Consider the following 23310-nt stretch of genomic DNA (forward strand, 5'->3'; position numbering starts at 1 on the left):
GCCGATATCGCCAGCAAGCCGGCTCCTACGGAAATTCATCGAAGTCTTGCCGATTCTCCCGCAGGGTTATGTGTTGCTCGTCATGAGCGGCACTGCAGTTGTAGGAGCGAGCATGCTCGCGATGGTGGTCAACGATGACGCTGGGCACCTGATGCCCCCCGTTGCCCTTGCGTCCATCGCGAGCATGCTCGCTCCTACAGCACCCAGCCCTAGCACCGCCATAAAAAAGTGCATGCCGTGTTTAACCGTAGGAGCCGGCTTGCTGGCGATGGCGCCCGACCTGCCGATGAAAACTGTCATCTGATGGGCCGATATCGCCAGCAAGCCGGCTCCTACGGAAATTCATCGAAGTCTTGCCGATTCTGGCCCGCCCCTTGCAGTCACCTCACACGCAGTCAACGCAGATTGCACCTATACGACAAAGGCGCCGTGTAGCCCCCGTTTCGACGGAGGGCCGCATGGCGCCTTTTGCATTTGTGGATTGATTCAGTGTTGGCAGGGTGTCGAGGATGGCAGACAAAACCGTACGCAGTGTGTGTCCCTATTGCGGTGTGGGCTGCGGCATCGTCATGCAGGTCGAAGGCAATCGCGTGGTCAAGGTCGTTGGCGACAAGGGCCACCCGACCAACTTTGGCCGTCTGTGCACCAAAGGCACGACCTGCGGGCAGGCGATTGCCGAGTCGGGGCGGATGGAAAACGCTTACCTGCGCCAGGATCGCCACCAGGAACCGGCGCGCATCGCCATGGGCACGGCCATCAGCGAAACGGCCAGAAAGTTGCGCGACATTCTCGATGCCCACGGGCCTGATGCCTTGTCGTTCTATGTATCCGGGCAGATGTCGCTGGAAGCCCAATACCTGATCAACAAACTGGCCAAGGGGTTCGTGCGCACGCCCAACATCGAATCCAACTCGCGCCTGTGCATGGCCAGCGCCGGCAGCGGCTACAAGCTCTCGCTCGGCTCCGACGGGCCACCCGGTTCCTATGAGGACTTCGACAAGGCCGATCTGTTTTTCGTGATCGGCGCCAACATGGCCGACTGTCACCCGATCCTGTTCCTGCGCATGATGGATCGGGTCAAGGCTGGGGCGAAGCTGATCGTGGTCGATCCACGCCGTAGTGCCACGGCGGACAAAGCCGGGCTGTTTCTGCAAATCCGCCCCGGCACTGACCTGGCTTTGCTCAACGGCCTGCTGCACCTGTTGGTGAAGAATGGCCACACCGACCCGGAGTTCATCGCCGCCTTCACCGAGGGCTGGGAGGCCATGCCTGAGTTCCTCGATGACTACCCGCCAGAAAAAGTCGCGCACATCACCGGCCTCGCCGAAGCCGACATTCGTCAGGCCGCGCAATGGATCGGCGAGGCCGCCGAGTGGATGAGCTGCTGGACCATGGGCCTGAACCAGAGCACCCACGGCACCTGGAACACCAACGCCCTGTGCAACCTGCACCTGGCCACCGGCGCGATTTGCCGCCCCGGCAGCGGTCCGTTTTCCCTGACCGGGCAACCCAATGCCATGGGCGGTCGGGAAATGGGCTACATGGGGCCAGGGCTGCCGGGCCAGCGTTCACTGCTGGTCGAGGCTGACCGCGCGTTTATCGAGCACTTGTGGGGAATCCCGAGCGACAGCCTGCCCCGCACCGTCGGCGGTGGGACCGTGGACATGTTCGAACAAATGGCCGAAGGCCGGATCAAAGCCTGCTGGATCATCTGCACCAACCCGGTGGCCTCGGTGCCCAACCGCCGCACCGTGATCGAAGGCTTGCAGGCTGCCGAACTGGTGATCACCCAGGATGCCTACCTCGACACCGAGACCAACCGCTACGCCGACATCCTCCTGCCCGGTGCACTCTGGGCCGAGGCCGAAGGCGTGATGATCAATTCCGAACGCAACCTGACGCTGATGCAAAAAGCCGTGGAGGCTCCCGGCGAGGCGCTGGCCGACTGGCAGATCATCGCCCGGGTGGCGTGCGAAATGGGCTTTGCCGAGGCCTTCACCTACGCCGCTGCCGCCGAGGTATTCGAAGAGATCAAACGCGCCTGGAACCCCAAGACCGGCTATGACATTCGCGGTGCCAGTCATGCGCGCCTGCGAGAGAAACCGCTGCAATGGCCCTGCGCTGCGGACGACGCCGGGGATCGCAATCCGATTCGCTACCTCAACAATGGCCTGAGCCAGACGCTCAAGGTCGAAGCCAATGGCAGCCGCCCGGCCATCGTCTTCGCCACCGAGCGCGGCAAGGGTATTTTCCTCGCCCGTCCGCACATGCCGCCGGCGGAAATGCCCGACGAGCAATTCCCCTTCGTACTCAACACCGGCCGCTTGCAACACCAGTGGCACACCCTGACCAAGACCGGCAAGGTCGCGACCCTGAACAAGCTCAACCCCGGCCCCTTCATCGAGATCCATCCGAAGGATGCCGCCAGTTTCGGCATTCGCGACAAGGATCATGTGCAAGTGCGCTCGGTGCGGGGCAAGGCCGTCCTGCCGGCGGTGGTGACCGACCGCGTGCGCCCGGGTAACTGTTTTGCGCCCTTTCACTGGAACGATGTCTTCGGGGACAACCTGGCGATCAACGCGGTCACCCATGATGCAGTTGATCCGATATCGCTGCAGCCCGAGTTCAAATTCTGCGCGGTAGCCCTGCAGCGGCTCGAGCTGATCGAGCATCAGTTTCTCGACGTGCCCGCCCCCATCGCTGCCCCTCTTCCCATTTGCCCTTTGCCTGAGGAACTCGCCATGTCGTCCATCGAGGCGTTTGCCGATATCGCCGGCATCAGTCACCTGCCCTCGCCGAAGCTGAATAATCAGGAACGCCTGTACCTGGCCGGCTTCGTCAGTGGCCTGCAATCCACGGCGGGTCGGCAAACCAGTGGTGTGCCTGTCCTGCCCCTCAATGCACCCATGAGCGCCGACACCCGTTTATGGCTGGACGGCGTGCTGGGTGGATTGTTCAGCCGGATCGATGCCGCGAACCCGGCGCTGGGCGACAGCGGCGAAGTCACCGAATCCGCCCCTGTGGTGACCCTGTTGTGGGCCTCGCAAACAGGCAATGCCGAAGCCTTGGCCGAAGGTTTTGCCGCTCGTTTGCGGGACAGCGGTATCGTCGTCGAACTGAGCGCGATGGCCGACTTTCCCGCCGGCAAACTCGCCAGTATCCAAACTCTGGCCGTGATCAGCAGCACCTTTGGCGACGGCGATGCACCGGACAACGGCGAAGGGTTCTGGCAGACCTTGAGCGGGACCGAAATCCGTCTGGAATCCCTGCGTTTCGCGGTGCTGGCCCTGGGTGATCCCAACTATGACCAGTTCTGCCAGCACGGCAAAAAACTCGATCAGCGCCTGCATGAACTGGGTGCTACAAGGTTGCTTGAACGGGTTGATTGCGACACCGAGTTCGAAGCTCGCGCGGACCAGTGGCTGGCTGAATTCCAGCAGGCATTGCTACCGGTCGATTCTATAAAGGTCACATCACCACCGGTCACTTGCGACGCCCCCGCGTCGACACCGAGCAAGGCCCAACCCTATGCCTCGCGATTGCTGACCAATCTGCAACTCAACCAGCAAAGCGCCAACAAGGAGACCCGCATGTTTTCCCTGTCGTTGGCTGATTCAGAACTGCATCACGAAGCGGGCGATGCCTTGGGCGTCATTCCACGTAACTGCCCGGAACTGGTCGCAGAAATGCTGGAACTGACGCGATTGAGTGCCAACACAACAGTAGCCGTCGACAAGCTCGGCGAACTGCCGCTGCACCAGGCCCTGACCGAACACTTCGAAATCGCCCGCCCCAACAGCGACACCCTCGCCTTCATCGCCGAGCGCAGCCGCAACCCGATGCTGAAACAGCTGCTGGGCAGTGAGCGCAAGGCTGAACTGAAGGACTGGCTATGGGGCCGGCAACTGGCGGATGTGCTGCAAGAGTTTCCCGTCGACTGCTCGGCCAGCGAGCTGCTGGGCACCCTCAAGCGCCTGCAACCACGCCTGTATTCCATTTCATCGAGCCCCAAGGCGCACCCGCAGGAAGTGCATCTGACGGTGGCCGCCGTGCGTTACGGCAAGCGCAAGGGCGTGTCCTCGACCTTCCTCGCCGACCGCGCCGAGGACAGTGCCGTGCCTGTATTCGTCCAGCCATCGAAGCACTTCCGCGCACCGGTCGACGGCAACCTGCCAATGATCATGATCGGCCCCGGCACCGGCGTGGCACCGTTTCGCGCCTTCCTGCAGGAACGCCGCGCACGGGGCGACAAGGGCAAGAACTGGCTGTTCTTCGGCGAACAGCACGCCGCCACTGATTTCTATTACCAAGACGAACTGCAAGGCATGCAGCGCGATGGCCTGTTGACGGAACTCAGCCTGGCGTTCTCCCGTGACCAGGCGCAAAAAATCTACGTGCAGGACCGCCTCCGCGAACAGGGTGCCGAACTGTGGCGCTGGTTACAGGAAGGTGCGCAGTTGTACATCTGCGGCGACGCCAGCCACATGGCCAAGGATGTCGACCAGGCCCTGCGCCGGATCGCCCAGGACCATGGCGGACTGTGCACCGAAGGCGCCGCCGATTACTGGCGCCAGTTGAGCGAGCAAAAGCGCTATCTGCGGGATGTTTACTGACTGATTCGGCAACAACCTCTGCGGGAGCGAGCCTGCTCGCGAAGGCGGAGTGTCAGTCGACACCATTGTTGACTGATAGGCCGCCTTCGCGAGCAGGCTCGCTCCCACAGTCGGCGCTCACATTGGTTTCAGATGAGCAAATCTTCGTAGAACGCGCCAAACGCACGCTCGGGATGGGCAATCTGGATTTCCAGAATCCACAGGCCGGTGTTCGGGTATTGCTCCAAATCCCCCAGATCGCCGCCGCGATATATCGCGTGGGGAAAATCGCTGACCCGGTGGCCCTTGATGTCGAGGTTGAGCGTCCAGCCCATTGTCTGTGCCTGAGCAGCGGCAAAGTCGTACAGCGCCACCCCCGTCACCCGCTCGCTGCGCCAGAAGCTTTCGACCCGGTCAAACAACTCTTTGGCTGCCGAGGCGCAGGCGATCATTTCCGGGTCGGCGCCGGTGGTGAAGGTCGCGCCGGCATCGCCTTCGTGCCCTTGCCAAACCACGCCCATGTCGATGAAGAAAATGTCATCGACACCCAATTCGGGGTCGCCCTCGGAGCGCTGTTTGAAGGTCTTGAGGGTGTTGGCGCCAAAGCGCACCAACAGCGGGTGCCAGATACGGTCCATGCCCATTTGCGCCAGCACTTCCTTGCCACGCAACTGGGCCTCGGACTCGCGCATGCCGGGGGTGATCACGCGGGCGATCCGGTCGATGGCTTCCCAGGTCATCTGTTGCGCATGGCGCATGGTTTCCAGTTGGTAACGCTCACCAACCGCTTCTTTGCTGCTCAAGACCGTACTCATCATTCATTCCCTGTTCAAGAAGGTGCAGGCCACACGCTATATACCCTTGTATATTGCGATAACCGCCGGGAAAGATACAAGGCAACCCTACTGCAACTGTGCCTGGATCTTGCGCACCACGGCCTGCATCGCCGGCAGATAACGACGGGCCGCCTCCTCCACGGACATGGCCTTGGCGATGTACACCAGATTCAGACAGCCCATCACCCGCGTCTCATGGGTGATCGGAATGGCGATGGCGGCAATCTTGCGCTCCTGCCCCCAATGGGAATTGTTTTCGCCGTAGCCCTTGCCGACGGTGTGCTCCACCAGTCGTTCGATAAACCGCCGATCCGCGGCCAGGGCCGATTGCTCGTCTTCGCGGCTGATCATCAATTCGATCAGTTCTTCGCGCTCGGCAGGTGGGCAATGGGCGAAGTACGCACGTCCCGTGGCGGTCATCAACAACGGCAGGCGCCGCCCGACCATGGAGCGGTGGAATGACAGTCGACTGAAGCGATGGGTGGTCTCGCGAATCACCATGGCATCACCGTCCAGGGTGCACAGGTCGGTGGGCCAGACCACCTCCTGCAACAGCTCGCCCAGCAATGGCGCGGCGATCGAGGAAATCCATTGCTCATCGCGAAACCCTTCGCTCAATTCCCGCACTTTCAGAGTCAGCCGATAGCTGTCATCCGACTCGCTGCGCCGCACGTAGCCCTCGGCCTGCAAGGTCTCCAGCAGGCGCCTTACCGTGGTCCGGTGCAGCCCGCTCTGCTCGGCCAGTTGCGCGGTACTGGCCCCGCCATCGAAGCGATTGAGGCCATTGATCAGGGCCAGGCCGCGCATCAGTCCACGCACGGCCTTGTATTCTGTCTCGCTCATTGATCGCTCCAATTATTGTTGTAAATCAACGATGTGCACTCAGTGCACACTAGCAAGGGTTGTCGTTGTCCACCAGCCTCGTGATTTCCATACTGCGCCCAACAAGAAATCCAAAAGCGCTGTACGGAGATACCCATGAGTCCTGCACCCACTTCCTCCACGGTGGAACTGACCACTGACGTCGCGATTGTCGGCGCTGGCCCTGTCGGCCTGATGATCGCCAATTACCTGGGTCAGTGTGGCGTGAAAGTCACCCTGGTGGAAAAACTCGACAGCCTGATCGACTACCCCCGCGCCATCGGCCTGGACGATGAAAGCCTGCGCTCCTTCCAGGCGGTCGGCCTGGCCGACGCCGTGCTGCCGCACACCACGCCTTGGCACGCCATGCGCTTTTTGACGCCCAAGGGCCGCTGCTTCGCCGATATCCAGCCAAAGACCGACGAATTCGGCTGGCCACGGCGCAATGCGTTCATTCAGCCGCTGGCCGACCGCGTACTGTTCGACGGCTTGCAGCGCTTCGACAACGTCAAGGTACTGTTCAGCCGCGAGCTCGACAGCTTTGAGCAAAGCAGCAATGCCGTGGTGCTCAACCTCAAGGACAAGAACGGTCGTGGCGAACGCCTGCAAGCCCGTTACCTGATCGGTTGCGACGGCGGCAACAGCCTGGTGCGCCGCAGCCTGGACATCAGCTTCGAAGGCAAGACTGCACCGAACCAGTGGATCGTGGTCGACATCGCCAACGACCCGTTGAGCACGCCCCACGTTTACCTGTGCTGCGACCCGGTACGGCCTTATGTCTCCGCCGCCCTGCCCCATGGCGTACGTCGCTTCGAATTCATGGTCATGCCTGGCGAAACCGAAGCCGAGCTGAGCAAGCCGGAAAACATGCGCAAGCTACTGGGCAAGGTACTACCGAACCCGGACCATATCGAACTGATCCGCAGCCGTGTCTATACCCACAACGCCCGTCTGGCCGGCCGTTTCCGCCAAGGCCGGGTGCTGCTGGCCGGTGACGCCGCGCACATCATGCCGGTCTGGCAAGGCCAGGGTTACAACAGCGGCATGCGCGACGCCTCGAACCTGGCGTGGAAGCTGGCGCTGGTGGTCAAGGGCCTGGCCGCTGACAGTTTGCTCGACAGCTATGAGCAGGAGCGCCGCGACCACGCCAAGGCGATGATTGACCTGTCGGTGCTGGCCGGTCACGTCCTGGCGCCGCCCAAGCGCTGGCAAGGTGCCCTGCGCGATGGCGTGTCCTGGCTGTTGAATTACCTGCCGCCGGTCAAACGCTACTTCCTGGAAATGCGCTTCAAGCCGATGCCGCAATACACCCAGGGTGCCTTGATTGCCGCGCCGGATAAATCTTCGCCGGTGGGCAAGATGTTCATTCAGCCGCAAGTGTTGACCGAGTCCGGCGAACGGGTGTTGCTCGATGAGGTGATCGGCAAGCATTTCGCAATCATTGCCTGGGGCTGCGATCCGACCTGGGGCCTGACGACTGCGCAAATCCAACAGTGGCAAGCGTTGGGTACGCGCTTCATCCAGGTGTTGCCGGACGTCCAGCTCAAGGCCGCCAGTGACGCCAGTGAAGGCGTGATTCGTATCGGCGACAGCACTGGCCGGATTCGCGAATGGTTTGCCCAGGGTTCGTCGTCCATCGCCCTGGTGCGTCCGGACCGTTTCGTTGCCGGGTTGGCGATTCCGCAAACCGTGGGTCAGGCCTGCGACCAGTTGCTCTTGGCGCTCAAGGCCTTGCCCCAACCGGCCGCAACATTCGTCGCCAGCAAGGTGGCCTGAGATGAGTGCCTACCTGCACTGCATGTCCCATACGCCACTGGTGGGCTACGTCGACCCCGAGCCGCAGGTGCTGGCCGAAGTCGACGGCATGACGGCCCAGGCCCGCGAGCGCATTGCGCGCTTCGATCCGGAATTGATCGTGCTGTTCGGCCCGGACCACTACAACGGCTTTTTCTACGACGTGATGCCGGCCTTTTGCATTGGCATGGCGGCGCACGCCATCGGCGATTTCGGCACCGCTGCCGGGGCGTTGGACGTACCCAAGGCGCTCGCCGAGGACTGCGCCCAAGCGGTTCTGAATGCCGGCGTCGACAGCGCCGTGTCGTATTGCATGCAGGTCGACCACGCGTTCGCCCAACCCCTGGAGCTGCTGCTCGGCGGCTTGCAAGGTTGTCCGGTGATCCCGGTGTTCATCAATTCGGTGGCCGTGCCCCTGCCCGGTTTCAAGCGTGCTCGCCTGCTGGGCGAAGCCATCGGTCAATGGGCAAAAACGTTGAACAAACGCGTGCTGTTTCTGGCCTCCGGCGGCTTGTCGCACCAGCCGCCGGTGCCGGAACTGGCCAAGGTCGATGCACGCATGGCGGATCGCCTGATGGGCAGCGGCCGTGATCTGCCCGCCGATGAGCGCCAGGCCCGACAGAACCGGGTCATCCAGGCCGCCCGGGATTTTGTCGAGGACCAGCACAGCCTGCACCCACTCAACCCGACGTGGGACCGGGGTTTTCTCGACACCCTCGAACAGGGCCGTCTGAGCGACCTCGATGGGCTGGGCAATGACGAACTGTCGGCGCTGGCCGGCAAGTCCACCCACGAAGTGAAAACCTGGGTCGCGGCGTTCGCCGCCCTCTCCACCTTCGGTCCATACCAGACCGAAGGCCGCTACTACCGGCCGATACCGGAATGGATCGCGGGCTTCGCCGGCCTCGGCGCCCGACCACAGAACAACAACCACTGAATTTCGAGGAACTGCCATGACTGCCCCTGCATTCACCGAAGCTTCCACCAGCCGTTTCGCCCGTATCACCGAAGGCGAACTGGACTTGCAACTGCATTACAACGACATCGGCCCAAGCCCTGAAAATCTGGCCGCCGAAACCGTGGTCATGCTCCACGGGTCCGGTCCTGGCGCCAGCGGCTGGGCCAACTTCCACCGCAACATCGAGCCGCTGGTGAACGCCGGTTACCGCGTGATCCTGATGGACTGCCCCGGCTGGAGCAAAAGCGACCCGGTGGTCTGCGACGGCTCGCGCTCGGATCTCAACGCCCGCGCACTCAAGGGCCTGCTCGACGTGCTGGACCTGGACCGCGTGCACATCATCGGCAACTCCATGGGTGGCCACAGCACCGTGGCCTTCGCCCTCGCCTACCCCGAGCGCATTGGCAAACTGGTGCTGATGGGTGGCGGCACCGGTGGCCCGAGCGCCTTCGTTGCGCAGCCAACCGAGGGGATCAAGCTGATCGGTGCGCTGTACCGCGAGCCGACCATCGACAACCTGAAGAAGATGATGAACGTCTTCGTCTTCGACGCCAGCAGCATCACCGATGAGATGTTCCAGACCCGCCTGGACAACATCCTGGCGCGTCGCGATCACCTGGAAAACTTCGTCAAGAGCAGCAGCCTCAACCCCAAGCAATTTCCGGATTTCAGCCACCGCCTGCACGAGATCAAGGCCCGCACCTTGATCGTCTGGGGTCGTGAAGACCGCTTCGTGCCGATGGACACCGGCTTGCGCCTGCTAGCCGGCCTGCCCGACGCGCAACTGCACGTGTTCAACCGTTGCGGCCACTGGGCCCAGTGGGAACACGCCGACACCTACAACCGTCTGGTGCTGGACTTCCTGACCCATTGATGACCGAGGCCACCATGAACCTGACTCAAGCCACCCTGGAGCAACTCGCGTCCAACCTGCGCCAGGCCCAAGCCAGCGGCGAAGCCATTGCGCCGCTGCGCGAGCTGATTGGCGAAGGCAACACCGACGCCGCCTACGCCATCCAGCGCCTGAACATCGCCCATGCCCTGCACAACGGCCAGCGTGTGATCGGCCGCAAGATCGGCCTGACCAACCCCAAGGTCCAGCAACAGCTGGGCGTTGACCAGCCAGACTTCGGCACCCTGCTCGCCGACATGCGCTACGACCACAACGAATGCGTGCCGATCGGCCGTGTCATGCAGCCGAAGATCGAGGCGGAAATCGCCCTGATTCTCAAGCGTGACCTGCCCAGCGCCGAGACCACGTTCGACGACGTACTGGCTGCCACCGGCTGGGTGACTGCGGCGTTGGAAATCGTCGGCAGCCGGATTCAGGGATGGAATATCCGTTTCGTCGACACCGTGGCGGACAACGCGTCCAGCGGCTGTTTCGTCCTGGGTGAAAGCGCACGCCAGATCGACGGCCTCGACTTGCAAGCGGCCGGCATGCGCATGACCCGCAATGGCGAGCAAGTGTCCAGCGGCAGCGGCGCCGAATGCCTTGGCCATCCGCTGAATGCGGCCGTGTGGCTGGCACAGACCATGGTCCGCCTGGGCGATCCGTTGCGGGCCGGCGACATCATCCTCACCGGTGCACTGGGGCCAATGGTCGCGGTGGCGGCCGGCGACCGTTTTGAAGCTGAAATCGACGGCGTCGGTCGCGTCGCCGTCGATTTTGCATAAGAGGCCACAACCATGAACAAACTCAAAGTCGCCATCATCGGCTCGGGCAACATCGGCACCGATTTGATGATCAAGATCCTGCGCAACGCCAAACACCTGGAAATGGCGGTGATGGTCGGCATCGATCCGGCCTCCGACGGCCTGGCCCGCGCCCAACGCATGGGCGTGGCAGTGACCCACGAAGGCGTCGAAGGCCTGACTCGCCTGGAGGTGTTCAAGGACATCGACTTCGTCTTCGATGCCACCTCCGCCGGCGCCCACGTCAAGAACGATGCCTTCCTGCGCTCGATCAAACCCGGCATCCGCCTGATCGACCTGACGCCCGCCGCCATAGGCCCGTACTGTGTGCCGGTGGTCAACCTGGAACAGAACCTCGACCAACTGAACGTCAACATGGTCACCTGCGGTGGCCAGGCGACCATTCCCATGGTGGCGGCGGTGTCGCGGGTCGCCAAGGTGCATTACGCCGAAATCGTCGCCTCGATTGCCAGCAAATCCGCCGGCCCCGGTACCCGCGCCAACATCGACGAGTTCACCGAAACCACCTCAAAGGCCATCGAAGTGATCGGCGGTGCGGCCAAGGGCAAGGCGATCATCGTGATGAACCCGGCCGAGCCGCCGCTGATGATGCGCGACACGGTGTTCGTATTGTCGGAAGCGGCAGATCAGTCGCTGGTCGAGGCCTCGATCATCGAAATGGCGGTCGCGGTGCAGGCCTACGTGCCGGGCTATCGTCTGAAGCAGCACGTGCAGTTCGACGTGATTCCTGAAGAGGCGCCGTTGAATATTCCGGGCCTTGGAAAATTTTCAGGTCTGAAGACCTCGGTGTTCCTCGAAGTCGAAGGCGCCGCCCATTACCTGCCGGCCTACGCCGGCAACCTCGACATCATGACCTCCGCTGCCTTGGCCACCGCCGAACGCATGGCGCAGTCGATGCTGAACGCCTGAGGAGCCCCCTATGAACGGCAAGAAAATCTATATCTCCGACGTCACCCTGCGCGACGGCAGCCACGCGGTCCGTCACCAGTACTCGCTGCAAAACGTGCAGGACATCGCCCGTGCCCTGGACAAGGCCAGGGTCGACTCCATCGAAGTCGCCCATGGCGATGGCCTGCAAGGCTCCAGCTTCAACTACGGCTTTGCCTCGCACACCGATCTGGAGTGGATCGAAGCCGCCGCTGACGTGATCAGCCACGCGAAAATCACCACCTTGTTGCTGCCTGGCATCGGCACGGTGCATGACCTGAAGGCGGCCTATGACGCCGGTGCCCGGGTGGTGCGCATCGCCACCCATTGCACCGAGGCCGACGTTTCGAAACAGCACATCGAATACGCCCGCGAGCTGGGCATGGACACCGTCGGCTTCCTGATGATGAGCCACATGATCCCGGCCGAGCAGTTGGCGGCCCAGGCGAAATTGATGGAGAGCTACGGCGCGACTTGCGTGTACATGGCCGACTCCGGCGGTGCGATGAACATGCAGGACGTTCGTGACCGCTTCCGGGCATTCAAGGCCGTGCTCAAGCCGGAAACCGAAACCGGCATGCACGCTCACCACAACCTGTCGCTGGGCGTGGCCAACTCCATTACTGCCGTCGAAGAAGGCTGCGACCGCATCGACGCCAGCCTGGCCGGCATGGGTGCCGGTGCCGGTAATGCGCCGCTGGAAGTGTTCATCGCCGCCGCCGACCGCCTGGGCTGGAACCATGGCACCGACCTGTACACCCTGCTCGACGCCGCCGACGACATCGTCCGACCGTTGCAGGACCGACCAGTGCGGGTGGACCGCGAGACGCTGGCGCTGGGTTATGCCGGGGTCTATTCGAGTTTCCTGCGCCACGCCGAAATCGCCGCGGCGAAGTACGGCCTCAAGACCCTCGACATCCTCGTCGAACTGGGCAAGCGCCGGATGGTCGGCGGACAGGAGGACATGATCGTCGACGTCGCGCTGGACCTGCTCAAACGCTGACACTCCCCCCTGTAGGAGCGAGCACGCTCGCGATGGTCGCTAACGATAACGCGGGGTGCCTGGCACCCCCGCGCTGCTCTCGGGTTCATCGCGAGCATGCTCGCTCCTACAGGGGACGCGGTTCGAATCACATAACAACAATAAAACGGGTACTCCCCATGACATCGCTGAACGTGACAACAACCCCGCTGTACCTGGCGCGGACCATCGGTCTGTGCTTCCTCGTCGCCCTGATGGAGGGCCTTGACCTGCAAGCTTCGGGCATCGCCGCCCAAGGCATGGCGACGGCCTTCGGGCTGGACAAACTGCACCTGGGCTGGGTCTTCAGCGCCGGGATTTTCGGCCTGCTGCCCGGCGCCTTCCTTGGCGGCCTGCTGGCCGACCGTATCGGTCGCAAACGGGTGCTGATGGCCTCGGTGGCGCTGTTCGGGCTGTTCTCCCTGGTCACCGCCATGGCTTGGGACTTCAACAGCTTGCTGCTCGCTCGCTGCCTGACCGGTGTAGGGCTCGGTGCCGCCCTGCCCAACCTGATCGCCCTGACCAGTGAAGTGGCCGGCCCACGCCTGCGAGGCACGGCCGTTAGCCTGATGTATTGCGGCGTGCCGTTGGGAGCAGCGTTGGCGGCCAGCATCGGCATCGCCCAACTGGCCGGCGGCTGGCAGGTGGTGTTCTACGTCGGTGGTGTGGTGCCGTTGTTGATCGTGCCGCTGCTGGGGTTGTACCTGCCGGAGTCGGCGCAGTTTCGAAATGCCCGCGATGCGGCGCCCATCGGTGTCGTCCGGGGTTTGTTTCGTGAAGGCGCAGCGCTGCCGACCATGATGATCTGGGTCAGCTACTTCTTCACCCTGATGGTGGTGTACATCCTGATCAACTGGCTGCCCAGCTTGCTGGTCGGCCAAGGCTTCAGCGGCGCCCAGGCCAGCTGGGTGATGCTGGCGCTGCAATTTGGCGCGGCCTTCGGCACCTTGTTGCTGGGTTGGGTCATGGACCGGTTGCCGGCCTGGGCGCTGTCGGCGCTGATCTATGTCGGCATTCTCGCCTCGCTGACGGCACTGGGCCTGGCCAGTCAATGGGAAAGCATGTTGGCGGCCGGTTTCGTCGCCGGCTTTTTCGCCACCGGCGGGCAATGCGTGCTGTATGCCCTGGCGCCACATTTTTATCGCCCGTCAGTGCGCGCCACGGGTGTGGGCAGCGCAGTCGCCATCGGCCGATTGGGCGCCATGAGTGGCCCGCTGGTGGCCGGCAAGATGCTGGCGCTGGGCACCGGCGCCACAGGCGTGATGATGGCCTCGGCACCGGGCATCGTCATTGCCGCGCTGGCGATGTTTTACCTGTCGGTAAGGCGTAACAGCGCTCAAGCCGACTGACAGCACGTGCGTAAGACCCCGCGCCGCGATGGCGCGGGGGACATCCAACAACAATAAAAGTGAACATTGCCATGCTCAGGAATTCTCTTGGGGCGCTCAGCGCCTGTGCCTGCGTTTTATCCATTGGCCAGACTTGCGCCAGCGGTTTTGCCGATGACAGCAGTGCCGATCTGGTGCTGCGTAACTACTACTTCGATCGCAATTACCTCAACGAAACGCCCCAGGCCGCCGCTCGCGAGTGGGCGCAAGGCTTCATCCTCAACGTGCGCTCGGGCTACACCGAAGGCCCTGTCGGCTTCGGCCTGGATGCCAAGGGATTGCTCGGGGTACGCCTGGACTCGTCGCCCGACCGTACCGGCACCGGCCTGCTGCCCTTTGACCCCGCTACTCGCGAGCCGGCCAACGAATACTCGGAGCTGGGCCTGACCGCCAAGGCCCGGGCCTCCAAAAGCGAGTTGCAACTGGGCACCATCAGCACCTTCCTGCCGATTGCCTTTGCCAGCCCAACCCGCTTGCTGCCCCAGACCTTTCGCGGTGCGTATCTGAAATCCGGGGAAATCGACGACCTGACCCTGCACGCCGGTTGGCTGGACCGTATCAACCTGCGCGACTCCACCGACTACCAGAAGATGTCAGTGGCCTCGCCTAACGGACGCTTCAACGGTGCGGCCGAATCCGACCGTTTTACGTTCCTGGGCGGTGACTACGCCTGGTCGCCGCAATTGACGCTCAAGTACTACCACGCCGAACTCGCGGACATGTACCGCAAGGACTTCTATGGCTTTGTCGACAATCGCCCGATGGGGCCTGGCAGCCTAAAAAGCGATTTTCGCCTATTCGTCACCGGCGAGGACGGCGCGGCCAAAGCCGGCCCGGTAGACAACCGCAACGCAGCGCTGATGCTGACCTACAGCCTGGGCGCGCACAAATTCGGTGCCGGCTACATGCAACTCACCGGCAAGACTGCCATGCCTTATCTGTTTGGCACCGAGCCGTTGGTCATCACCGAAGGTACGTTGAGCTCGGAGTTCCTAAATCCCAAGGAGCGCAGCTGGCAGGTGCGTTATGACTACGACTTCGTGGGCATGGGGATACCGGGGCTAAACGGCATGTTGCGCTATGTCAGCGGCGACAACATCGAATTGCCCAAGCTGGGCGGCTCCAACCTCAAGGAAAGCGAAAAGGACATCGAACTGGCCTACGTGCTGCAAGGCACGCCGCTCAAGGGCCTGGCGCTGCGCGTGCGCAATGCCTGGTACCGCAACGACTTCGCGCCCCAGGCCAGCCATCGCGACGACAATGAACTGCGGGTGAATGTGGATTACACCTGGAAGCTGTGGTGAGGCGTCACATCGAACGCATCATTTGAATAGGCATACAGTCCCTGTAGGAGCGAGCCTGCTCGCGATGGCGGTTTGTCAGACACTTCAATGTTCGATGACCCACCGTCATCGCGAGCAGGCTCGCTCCCACATTAACCGTTGATCGGGGATTTCGACCTTGCCCAATAAAAACATATTTTCATGCTTTAATTGATATTGTCGTTCCCACCAACACGAGGGTGTCGTCATGAATATCAAGATACTGGCTCTGATCCTGCTGGCTTTCTGCGCACAACCGGCCTGGAGCGCAACGCCCACGGCCTCCCCCGCCGCCGACAGCGCGGCGTTGACCACGCGCCTGGCGCTGCGTGATTTGTGGGTCGAGCACATCTTCTGGATCAGAACCTACGCACAGGCCAACCAGTCCGCCGACCAGAAACAAGCCAAGGTCGCCGCCGATCAAGTGGTCGATAACGCCACCAAAATCGCCAACAGCATCGCCCCGCTCTACGGCCAGCCAGCGGCGGATCAACTGCTCAAGTTGCTTGCCGGGCATTGGGGCGCGGTGAAACACTACAGCGACGCCACGGTGGCCAAGGACGCCAAGGGCAAGCAGGCCGCCGTGGCGGATTTGACCACCAACGCCAAAGCGATTGCGGCGTTCCTGGCCAAGGCTAACCCCAACCTGCCGGAAGCGACGCTGGTGAATATGCTGTCGGCCCATGGCGGCCATCACGTTGCCCAGATCGATGAATTTGCCGCCCACGACTACGCTGGCGAAGCCAAGACCTGGTCGATGATGCGCGAGCACATCCTGGCGCTGGCCGATGCCTTGACTGCTGCCCTGGTCAAGCAATTCCCCGATAAATTCTGAGGACGCACCATGCTGGAAGGACTGGGCCGAACACAGCAGGACTTGCTCAATGCGTTGCTGCACCACGGGGGCGGCATGAGCATCGACGAGTTGGCTGAACACCTGGCGGTCACGCGCACAGCCATTCGCCAGCATCTGGCGGCGCTGGAGCGTGACGGCCTGGTGCTGCGCGGCGAGACCCGGCCGACGGGGCGCCGGCCGGAGCAATTGTATCGGCTCACCGACCATGCCAAGGAGCAGTTCCCTCGTCAGTATCAGCTGCTGGCCAGCGCGCTGATCGATGAAGTGGCCGACATCATCGGTCCCGAGGCCCTGGCGGCGCTGATGCGCAGCCTGGGCCGCAAGCTGGCCCAGGACCGCGAACAAAGCGTCGTCGATGAAGCGAAGATCGTGCAGCACATGAATGAAGCGGGATACGAGGCCGAGGTGTTCTTTCGCTCATCCGGCGACCCGCAAATCGTCGCGCACAATTGTGTGTTCCATCGCCTGGCGGCCGCCCACCCGGTGGTCTGCGAACTGGACCTAGCGCTGATCGGCACGCTGGGCGGCGGTGAGGTCGAGCACACGGAGTGCATGGTGCGTGGCGGGCATGTCTGCCGTTTCAAGCTGCGGCCGGTGGAGCCTGAACAGTCAGCCAAAACCGAATAGCTTCATTCCTTCCGATACATTCGTCGGACACGCGATTGCATCAGCAAAATTTCCCTTCCTGTCCCTTGAACTAGTTTCGAGGCGCCAGTCTAAAACCGGCGATTGATTCTCCTCCCAACCGTCGTCAACTCATCAGAGCTGTCCGCACCATGCGCCAAACTGCCCGTGTCTTGCGCTTCACTTCGCTGTGCCTGTTTGCCTCCTCTCCCCTGATCGCCAGCCCTGCGCACGCCGCCGGTGAGCGCCAACTGGTGGACGCCATCAATGATTACCGTGCCCATCCCAAAGGCTGTTTACGTAGCTCCGCCCAGCGCCTGTCACCGCTGACACTGAAGTCCAACCTGGCACTGCCCATCGGTTACGGCGGTGGAATGCGCGAAAGATTGAAAGACTCCGGGTATCAGGCCGTGGCCGTGCGCAGCATCCGTGTGGTGGGTGCGCAAGATGCCGAAGAGGCCTTTGACCTGCTGCAGGATGACCACTGCGCCGCCCTGCTCGACAGTCAGTACGCCGATATCGGCGTCAGCCGCAGTCGGGGTGAATGGCAGATCGTGCTGGCGCAGCCAGTGATCGACCGGCAAATGGGCGATTCGCGCAATGTCGGCAAATCCCTGCTGGCCCAGGTCAACGCCGCCCGAGCCAAACCGCGCCTGTGCGGCCGCCAGCGTTTCGCCGCCGCCCGGCCATTGACCTGGAACGCCAGCCTCGGCGCCGCCGCGCAAGGCCACAGCAAAGCCATGGCCTACGGCAACTACTTCGCCCACCGTGATCCCGATGGCGACATGCCCGCCGACCGGGCACGCGCTGCCGGTTACCGAGGCCGGCAGATCGGCGAAAACATCGCCGCGGGCCAAGGCTCGCCGAACAAGGCCATGGCCGGTTGGCTGGCCAGTCCCGGGCATTGCGCCAACTTGATGAATCCGATGTTTACCCAGGTGGGTGCGGGGTATGCGATGCAAGCGCGCAGTGATGAGGGGGTGTATTGGACGATGTTGTTTGGGGCGCCTTGAGGCAAAGATCGCAGCCTTCGGCAGCTCCTACAGGACCCCATTCCCATGCAGGAGCTGTGTAGGAGCTGTGTAGGAGCTGTCGAGTGAAACGAGGCTGCGATCTTTTAATCGTCCCTACGCAGCCCTCTTACCGCTCTGAAACGTCAATCCAGATGGTCTTGATCTCGGTGTACTGATCATGCGCCCAGATCGATTTGTCGCGCCCGCCGAACCCGGATTCCTTGTAGCCACCAAACGGCGTAGAGGCGTCACCTTCACCAAAGCAGTTGACCGTCACGATGCCCGCGCGGATTTCCCGCGACAGCTTGATGGCGTTGCGCAGGTTGTCGGTGTAGACCGACGCCGCCAGGCCGTACACCGAGTCGTTGGCCAGGGCGATGGCCTGGTCGATCGTGGTGAAGGTGGTCACCGCGAGCACCGGGCCGAAGATTTCTTCCTGGAACAGCCGGCTTTCGGCGCTTACACCGTCAACCACGGTGGGCTCGACGAAGATATCGCCCTCGGTGTTGCCACCGAACACCACATTCAGTTTCTCGGCAGCGGCGTGTTCGAGGTAGGAGCGAACCTTCTCGAAGTGCGCCTGGCTGACCATCGAGCCGATGCGATTTTCCGGGTCCAACGGGCTGCCCATTTTCCACTCGCGCATCTGCACGCCGATGCGTTGGAGCAACGCGTCCTTGATGTCGGCGTGGACGATCAGTCGCGACGATGCCGAGCAGTTTTCACCCATGTTCCAGAACGCGCCGTTGACCACGTGGCTGGCCACCAGATCCAGGTCTTCGACGTCATTCATCACCACCGCCGGGTTCTTGCCGCCGCACTCCAGCACGATGCGTTTGAGGTTCGAATCCGCTGCGTAGTTGAGGAAGCGCCGACCGGTCGCCGTCGAGCCGGTGAAGCTGACCATGGACACGTCCATGTGCCGGCCCAACGGCTCCCCTACTTCGCTGCCACCGCCCGACAGCACGTTGAACACACCGGCCGGCACGCCGGCTTCATGGGCAAGTTCGGCGACACGCAACGCGGTCAGGGTGGTTTCCTTGGCCGGCTTGACGATGATCGAGCAACCGGCAGCCAGGGACGGGCCGATTTTCCACGCCAGCATCAACAGCGGGAAGTTCCACGGCAACACCAGGCCTACCACGCCTATGGCTTCGCGCACCACCAGGCTCAAGGCACCGGAGCCGACCGGAGCGGTGTTGTCGTAGATCTTGTCGATCAGCTCGGCATGCCAGCGGATCATGTGAATGGTTTCGGGAATGTCGACGAGCTGGCATTCGCGAATCGGCTTGCCGCTGTCCAGGCTCTCCATGACCGACAACTCTAGGGTGTTCTGCTCCAGCAGATCGGCGAAGCGCAACAGCACCTTCTTGCGCTCACCAGGGCTGAGCTTGTGCCAGCGACCGTCGTCGAAGGCTGCCTTGGCCTTGGCCACCGCGACGTCTACGTCCTTGGCATCACAAGCGGTGATCTGCGCCAGCACTTCGTTGGTCGCCGGATTGGTGGTGGTAAAAGTTTTGCCCGAACCCGAGGTGTAAGGCGCGCCGTCGACGAAGCATTGAGTGGGCAACGTCAGTTTCTGGGCGATGGCGGCATAGTCGGCCGCGCTGAGCAGATCAGCCATTGTTCGAACTCCCGATCACTTGAGCGACGTCGCGCTTGAGGGTGGCGATGATGTCTTTGAGCGCCTGTTTTTCGTGTTCATACAAAGGTTGCAGCGGCGAGCGCACACTGCCGGTGCGCAGGCCGTTGAGCTCGCAGCCGTACTTGATCGACTGCACGAACTTGCCACTTTCCAGGAAGTCCATCAGCGGCATGAACGCGCTCATGATCTTGCGGCCTTTGTCGAAGTCCTTCTCGACCACGCAGGCTTCGTAGAGCGCCACGTGCTCGCGAGGGATGAAGTTAGAGCCGGCGCAGACCCAGCTGCGCGCGCCCCAGGCGAAGAACTCCAGGGCCTGGTCGTCCCAGCCGCAGGACAAGCTGATGTTGGGGTAGTTACGCGCCAGGCGATGGACTTGCGCCATGTCGCCGGAGCTTTCCTTGATGGCGACAATGTTTTTCGATTCGGACACCGCCGCGAAGTACTCCTCCCCCATGCTCACGCCCATACGCGCCGGGTAGTTGTAGAGCATGATCGGCAAGTCGGCGGCGCGGTCGACGGTCAACGCATGGATGGCGTTTTCCTTCTCGGTCGGCAGCGCATAGGGTGGCGAACCGACCAGGATCGCGTCGGCCTTGATGGCGCGGGCGGCGCTGGCGTATTCCACAGAATCCTCGGTGCGAATGGCGCCGGTGCCGATGACCAGCGGTAACCGACCGCCAATCACGTCCTTGGCCTGGGTCGCCAGGGCGATGCGTTCTTGTGCGGTGTGGGCGTAGTACTCGCCGGTGGAACCGCCAATGATGATGCCGTGCACTTTCGATTCGATCAGGTATTCGAGCACGTCGGCGAACGCCGCTTTGTCGATGTCGCCGTTAGCCGTCAAAGGGGTGATTGCCGGGGTATAGATGCCTTCGAATTTCATGGTTGCCTCTCCATCAGTCAGGGATGTTTTCAACTCAGCTGCTCAATGCCGCCGCATCGCGCAAGTTCAGGGAACGTGTTTCCGGGGCCATGGCCCAGGCCGCCGTCAAGCCGATAAAGGTCACGACGGCTGCCACGTACATGGTGTTGCCGATACCCAGCGTCTGTAGGGACACAGGCACCAGGTAAGTACCGACCGCCGCCCCGACGCGGGACAACGAAGTGCCGATGCCGACGGCAAAGGCGCGGATTTCCGTGGGGAACAGTTCGTTTGGGTAAACCAGTTGCAGGACTTGGGCGCCGCCGATGAAGACGGCATAGGCGCCAAACAGGAAGAGCACGAGCAGTTCGTTGCCGTTGGAAAACACCGCCAGCAACAACAACGAAAGACCCGACCAAAGAAAACTGTGAATCAACATGCTGCGCCGACCAATCGTGTTGATCAGTTTGGTGGCCAGCACACAACCCACAACGAACAACAAGGTAATGGCCATGGAGCCATAAGAGGCCCACTCGCCTTTCAGGTTAAGTGCCAGAAGTACTTTGGGCGCGAAGGCATAAACAGCAAAGACCGGAATAATCGAACATGACCAGAACACCGAGACAAAGAACAAACGCTTGCCATAACCGGAGTGCAGCAAGTCGCTGAAAGTCATTTTCTTTTCGTCAGGCTGTTCGGGCAGATCCTTGAGCGAATAGTGCGGACCGTAGACGCGTTTGATGACGTCTTCGGCATCCCGATCGCGCCCCTTGCTCAGCAACCAGCGAGCGGATTCCGGCGTGCCGATACGCAGCACGAACAGCACCAGGCCGATCACCGCCGCGCTGGCCAATGCATAGCGCCAGGCATCGTCGCCACCGGCATTGAGAATGGCGTTGCCCACCACATAAGCGAACGCCGCACCGGCGAACCACAGGATGGTCAACGCAGCCAGGCGCGGGCCTCGCTGCTTCTTCGGTAGAAACTCCACCAACAGCGAAGTGGCCACCGGGTATTCAATGCCCACGGCAAGGCCGATGATGAATCTGAACGCGAACAAGGCCGCCGCCGACTCCACCCAGAACTGTGCCAGCGAGCACAGGATGAACAGTGAAGGACCGATAAAGTAAACGGTCTTGCGGCCTAACTTGTCCGTCAGCCAGCCCCCGATAAAGCCGCCGAAAAACACCCCCATCAGGGCCGACGCGGCGATCATTCCCTGCCAGAAGTCGCTCAGGTTCAACGCCTGCGTTACTTGCAACATGGCGATGCCGATAATGCTCAATACATAACCGTCGACAAACGACCCGCCTCCCGAACGGACCGTTAATAAACGATGAAAGTTATTAAGAGGAACATCCTCAACGGAGGTATTAGGACTTGTCATTATTGTCTCCTATATCGTCCAGCGCTTCGAAAGGCCCAAACGCACACCCGAAATCCAGGCAAACGAAAGCCGTCTCGATCAGAAACAGTCAGCGCAATAGCACTTACAACTTCCAATCAATCGTTTAACTTTGAACGTGCATCACTCAGGTGTTACTTGATCAACTTTCCTTGCCTGCCCGGCACTGGCCCCACAGAAGGTTCATGTTCACGCCGGCTGACAGGATCGGTTCAGGCGGGTTTCTGTTCGGTCCCGGGGAGGACAATAGAAAGTCGATCAGATGATTGCGTTTGCCCGCCAACCAGTCGGCCAGCAATGTGCCGGTCACCGTGCCCCGCGTGACGCCGAGCCCGTTGCAGCACAGCGCGCCGTAAACGTTGTGGCTCAATTGGCCGAAGTGCGACATATGGTTCCTGGACATGGCCAGCGAGCCACCCCAGGTGTACTCGAAGTCGACATCAGGGAGCATCGGGAAACGCCGCTCGAACGATTCTTTGTGCCGCTGGTTGAAGCGCTGCAGGTATTTGGCATGGCTGCGGCCGTCGGCATTGAAGCTGAAACTGTTGCGCACCAACAGGCGGTTGTCGGGGGTCCGGCGCAGCGTGGAGCCGAAAGGGTCGGCGGGAATCACGCCCCAGTAAGGCCGGCCACCCAGGCGCGCCTGCTCGTCGTCCGTCAATGGCCGGGTCAGACTGGCGTAGGTGAAGATCGGCAGCATGCGGCCTTTCAAAAAGCCAAAGCTCATGGCGAACGCGTTGTTGGTCAGCAGTATTTTGTCGGCGACGATACGGCCGTACCTGTGCGTGAGGATGGTCTTGTCGCCGTACTCGACTTCGGTAATCGGGGTGTTTTCGTACAGTGTGACGTTGGAAGGCAGGCTGTCGGCCAGGCCTTTGACCAGCGCCGCCGGCTGGATCAGGGCGGTGCCCGGGGTGAACAGCGCCTTGCGATAGAAGTGCGTGCCGATGTGCTTGGGCAAGTCCTTCTCTTCGATCATTTCGTAGTCCTGACCGAGCTTGTCCAGCCCCCGACGATAGGCATCCAGCACCGCGATGCCGCGATCCTCGATGGCTGCCTGATACTTGCCACACAGGCTGAACTGGCACTGGATTTTGTGCCTCTCCACCAGGCGCTTGAGAATCGATTGCCCGGTCAGGTTCAGCTCCATGCTGATCCTGGCCGTCTTGATGTCGCCGATATAGTCATCGGCGCCGATATCGTGTGGCAGGTCGATGGCGAACCCGGCGTTCCTGCCGGAGGCGCCATAACCGACCTCCTGGGCCTCGATCAAAACGATCTCGTCATCGGGAAAGTTCAGCGCCAATTGCCGCGCCGCCGCCAGCCCGGTGAATCCGGCGCCTACCACCACCCAACGCGCCGAACGGATGCCGGAGTGGGATGCACGGGCCACTCGGGGCGGACTCAAGTGGAACCAGCCACAAGTTGAGTCATCTGCCGGTGTGTATCTGATCTTTGCCATGTTCGCGACCTGGGTTCTTTTATAGTTG

Annotated in this window: 18 protein-coding genes; 12 read left to right on the top strand and 6 right to left on the bottom strand. The window is 61.9% G+C overall.

Translation table 11 applies throughout. From position 1 onward, the window contains the following. The first annotated feature begins 509 nt into the window (after positions 1 to 509). Entirely contained in the window at positions 510 to 4613 is a 4104-nt protein-coding gene (locus ABTV22_RS16445) for a molybdopterin-dependent oxidoreductase (protein WP_433735555.1), read from the top strand. Positions 4614 to 4741: 128 nt separating this feature from the next. On the opposite strand, the gene ABTV22_RS16450 is transcribed toward ABTV22_RS16445, so the two are convergent. Then, the gene (locus ABTV22_RS16450; protein ID WP_433735556.1) at positions 4742 to 5407 is read right to left on the bottom strand and encodes a M24 family metallopeptidase; all 666 of its coding nucleotides are present in this window, start codon (positions 5405 to 5407) and stop codon (positions 4742 to 4744) included. 87 nt (positions 5408 to 5494) lie between these two features. After that, a complete protein-coding gene (locus tag ABTV22_RS16455) occupies positions 5495 to 6271 on the bottom strand; it encodes a DNA-binding transcriptional regulator (RefSeq protein WP_433735557.1) in 777 nt (258 codons plus the stop codon). Positions 6272 to 6406: 135 nt separating this feature from the next. Here ABTV22_RS16455 and ABTV22_RS16460 point away from each other — a divergent pair, with 135 nt between their 5' ends. The 11 genes from ABTV22_RS16460 (at position 6407) to ABTV22_RS16510 (ending at position 17908) form a co-directional block, all read left to right on the top strand. Beyond that, positions 6407 to 8065, top strand: a complete 1659-nt coding sequence (locus tag ABTV22_RS16460) for a bifunctional 3-(3-hydroxy-phenyl)propionate/3-hydroxycinnamic acid hydroxylase (protein ID WP_433735558.1) — start codon at positions 6407 to 6409, stop codon at positions 8063 to 8065. 1 nt (position 8066) lies between these two features. Beyond that, positions 8067 to 9020 (top strand): 3-carboxyethylcatechol 2,3-dioxygenase, encoded by a 954-nt coding sequence (gene mhpB, locus ABTV22_RS16465; RefSeq protein WP_433735559.1) that lies wholly within the window; start codon positions 8067 to 8069, stop codon positions 9018 to 9020. 16 nt (positions 9021 to 9036) lie between these two features. Further along, a complete protein-coding gene (locus ABTV22_RS16470; RefSeq protein ID WP_433735560.1) occupies positions 9037 to 9915 on the top strand; it encodes an alpha/beta fold hydrolase in 879 nt (292 codons plus the stop codon). Between the two features lie 14 nt (positions 9916 to 9929). After that, positions 9930 to 10718, top strand: a complete 789-nt coding sequence (gene mhpD, locus ABTV22_RS16475; protein WP_433735561.1) for a 2-keto-4-pentenoate hydratase — start codon at positions 9930 to 9932, stop codon at positions 10716 to 10718. Between the two features lie 12 nt (positions 10719 to 10730). Then, a complete protein-coding gene (locus ABTV22_RS16480; RefSeq protein ID WP_433735562.1) occupies positions 10731 to 11666 on the top strand; it encodes an acetaldehyde dehydrogenase (acetylating) in 936 nt (311 codons plus the stop codon). Positions 11667 to 11676: 10 nt separating this feature from the next. Next, on the top strand, positions 11677 to 12687 hold the full coding sequence (gene dmpG / locus ABTV22_RS16485; RefSeq protein WP_433735563.1) for a 4-hydroxy-2-oxovalerate aldolase: 1011 nt from the start codon (positions 11677 to 11679) through the stop codon (positions 12685 to 12687). 158 nt (positions 12688 to 12845) lie between these two features. After that, a complete protein-coding gene (gene mhpT / locus ABTV22_RS16490; RefSeq protein WP_433735564.1) occupies positions 12846 to 14054 on the top strand; it encodes a 3-(3-hydroxy-phenyl)propionate transporter MhpT in 1209 nt (402 codons plus the stop codon). A 71-nt stretch (positions 14055 to 14125) separates the two neighbouring features. Continuing rightward, complete coding sequence (locus ABTV22_RS16495; protein ID WP_433735565.1) at positions 14126 to 15397, top strand: OprD family porin; 1272 nt, start codon at positions 14126 to 14128, stop codon at positions 15395 to 15397. Positions 15398 to 15623: 226 nt separating this feature from the next. Next, positions 15624 to 16250, top strand: coding sequence for a hypothetical protein (locus ABTV22_RS16500; protein ID WP_433735566.1), 627 nt, complete (start codon positions 15624 to 15626; stop codon positions 16248 to 16250). A 9-nt stretch (positions 16251 to 16259) separates the two neighbouring features. Beyond that, a complete protein-coding gene (locus ABTV22_RS16505) occupies positions 16260 to 16898 on the top strand; it encodes a helix-turn-helix transcriptional regulator (RefSeq protein ID WP_433735567.1) in 639 nt (212 codons plus the stop codon). Positions 16899 to 17047: 149 nt separating this feature from the next. Continuing rightward, a complete protein-coding gene (locus ABTV22_RS16510) occupies positions 17048 to 17908 on the top strand; it encodes a CAP domain-containing protein (RefSeq protein WP_433735568.1) in 861 nt (286 codons plus the stop codon). Between the two features lie 127 nt (positions 17909 to 18035). Here the strand turns inward: ABTV22_RS16510 and ABTV22_RS16515 are convergent, their stop codons facing one another. The 4 genes from ABTV22_RS16515 to ABTV22_RS16530 form a co-directional block, all read right to left on the bottom strand. Further along, entirely contained in the window at positions 18036 to 19532 is a 1497-nt protein-coding gene (locus ABTV22_RS16515) for an aldehyde dehydrogenase (RefSeq protein ID WP_433735569.1), read from the bottom strand. Then, positions 19525 to 20436: a dihydrodipicolinate synthase family protein gene (locus ABTV22_RS16520; protein WP_433735570.1), complete on the bottom strand. Its 912-nt coding sequence runs from the start codon at positions 20434 to 20436 to the stop codon at positions 19525 to 19527. Before ABTV22_RS16520 ends, ABTV22_RS16515 begins: the two co-directional genes overlap by 8 nt. Before the next feature lie 34 nt (positions 20437 to 20470). After that, positions 20471 to 21802, bottom strand: coding sequence for an MFS transporter (locus ABTV22_RS16525; RefSeq protein WP_433735571.1), 1332 nt, complete (start codon positions 21800 to 21802; stop codon positions 20471 to 20473). A 160-nt stretch (positions 21803 to 21962) separates the two neighbouring features. Continuing rightward, positions 21963 to 23282: an NAD(P)/FAD-dependent oxidoreductase gene (locus tag ABTV22_RS16530; protein ID WP_433735572.1), complete on the bottom strand. Its 1320-nt coding sequence runs from the start codon at positions 23280 to 23282 to the stop codon at positions 21963 to 21965. Positions 23283 to 23310 lie beyond the last annotated feature (28 nt).

It is taken from the genome of Pseudomonas putida (assembly GCF_050990305.1).
Taxonomy (GTDB): domain Bacteria; phylum Pseudomonadota; class Gammaproteobacteria; order Pseudomonadales; family Pseudomonadaceae; genus Aquipseudomonas; species Aquipseudomonas putida_AH.

Excerpts from the sequence above, each read along its gene's own strand:
- ABTV22_RS16530 (WP_433735572.1), bottom strand. The coding sequence starts at position 23,282 with ATGGCAAAGATCAGATACACACCGGCAGATGACTCAACTTGTGGCTGG.
- ABTV22_RS16525 (WP_433735571.1), bottom strand. The coding sequence starts at position 21,802 with ATGACAAGTCCTAATACCTCCGTTGAGGATGTTCCTCTTAATAACTTT.
- mhpT (WP_433735564.1), top strand. The coding sequence starts at position 12,846 with ATGACATCGCTGAACGTGACAACAACCCCGCTGTACCTGGCGCGGACC.
- ABTV22_RS16495 (WP_433735565.1), top strand. The coding sequence starts at position 14,126 with ATGCTCAGGAATTCTCTTGGGGCGCTCAGCGCCTGTGCCTGCGTTTTA.
- ABTV22_RS16500 (WP_433735566.1), top strand. The coding sequence starts at position 15,624 with ATGAATATCAAGATACTGGCTCTGATCCTGCTGGCTTTCTGCGCACAA.
- ABTV22_RS16510 (WP_433735568.1), top strand. The coding sequence starts at position 17,048 with ATGCGCCAAACTGCCCGTGTCTTGCGCTTCACTTCGCTGTGCCTGTTT.
- ABTV22_RS16480 (WP_433735562.1), top strand. The coding sequence starts at position 10,731 with ATGAACAAACTCAAAGTCGCCATCATCGGCTCGGGCAACATCGGCACC.
- dmpG (WP_433735563.1), top strand. The coding sequence starts at position 11,677 with ATGAACGGCAAGAAAATCTATATCTCCGACGTCACCCTGCGCGACGGC.
- ABTV22_RS16450 (WP_433735556.1), bottom strand. The coding sequence starts at position 5,407 with ATGAGTACGGTCTTGAGCAGCAAAGAAGCGGTTGGTGAGCGTTACCAA.
- ABTV22_RS16460 (WP_433735558.1), top strand. The coding sequence starts at position 6,407 with ATGAGTCCTGCACCCACTTCCTCCACGGTGGAACTGACCACTGACGTC.
- ABTV22_RS16445 (WP_433735555.1), top strand. The coding sequence starts at position 510 with ATGGCAGACAAAACCGTACGCAGTGTGTGTCCCTATTGCGGTGTGGGC.
- mhpD (WP_433735561.1), top strand. The coding sequence starts at position 9,930 with ATGAACCTGACTCAAGCCACCCTGGAGCAACTCGCGTCCAACCTGCGC.
- ABTV22_RS16520 (WP_433735570.1), bottom strand. The coding sequence starts at position 20,436 with ATGAAATTCGAAGGCATCTATACCCCGGCAATCACCCCTTTGACGGCT.
- ABTV22_RS16515 (WP_433735569.1), bottom strand. The coding sequence starts at position 19,532 with ATGGCTGATCTGCTCAGCGCGGCCGACTATGCCGCCATCGCCCAGAAA.
- mhpB (WP_433735559.1), top strand. The coding sequence starts at position 8,067 with ATGAGTGCCTACCTGCACTGCATGTCCCATACGCCACTGGTGGGCTAC.
- ABTV22_RS16505 (WP_433735567.1), top strand. The coding sequence starts at position 16,260 with ATGCTGGAAGGACTGGGCCGAACACAGCAGGACTTGCTCAATGCGTTG.
- ABTV22_RS16455 (WP_433735557.1), bottom strand. The coding sequence starts at position 6,271 with ATGAGCGAGACAGAATACAAGGCCGTGCGTGGACTGATGCGCGGCCTG.
- ABTV22_RS16470 (WP_433735560.1), top strand. The coding sequence starts at position 9,037 with ATGACTGCCCCTGCATTCACCGAAGCTTCCACCAGCCGTTTCGCCCGT.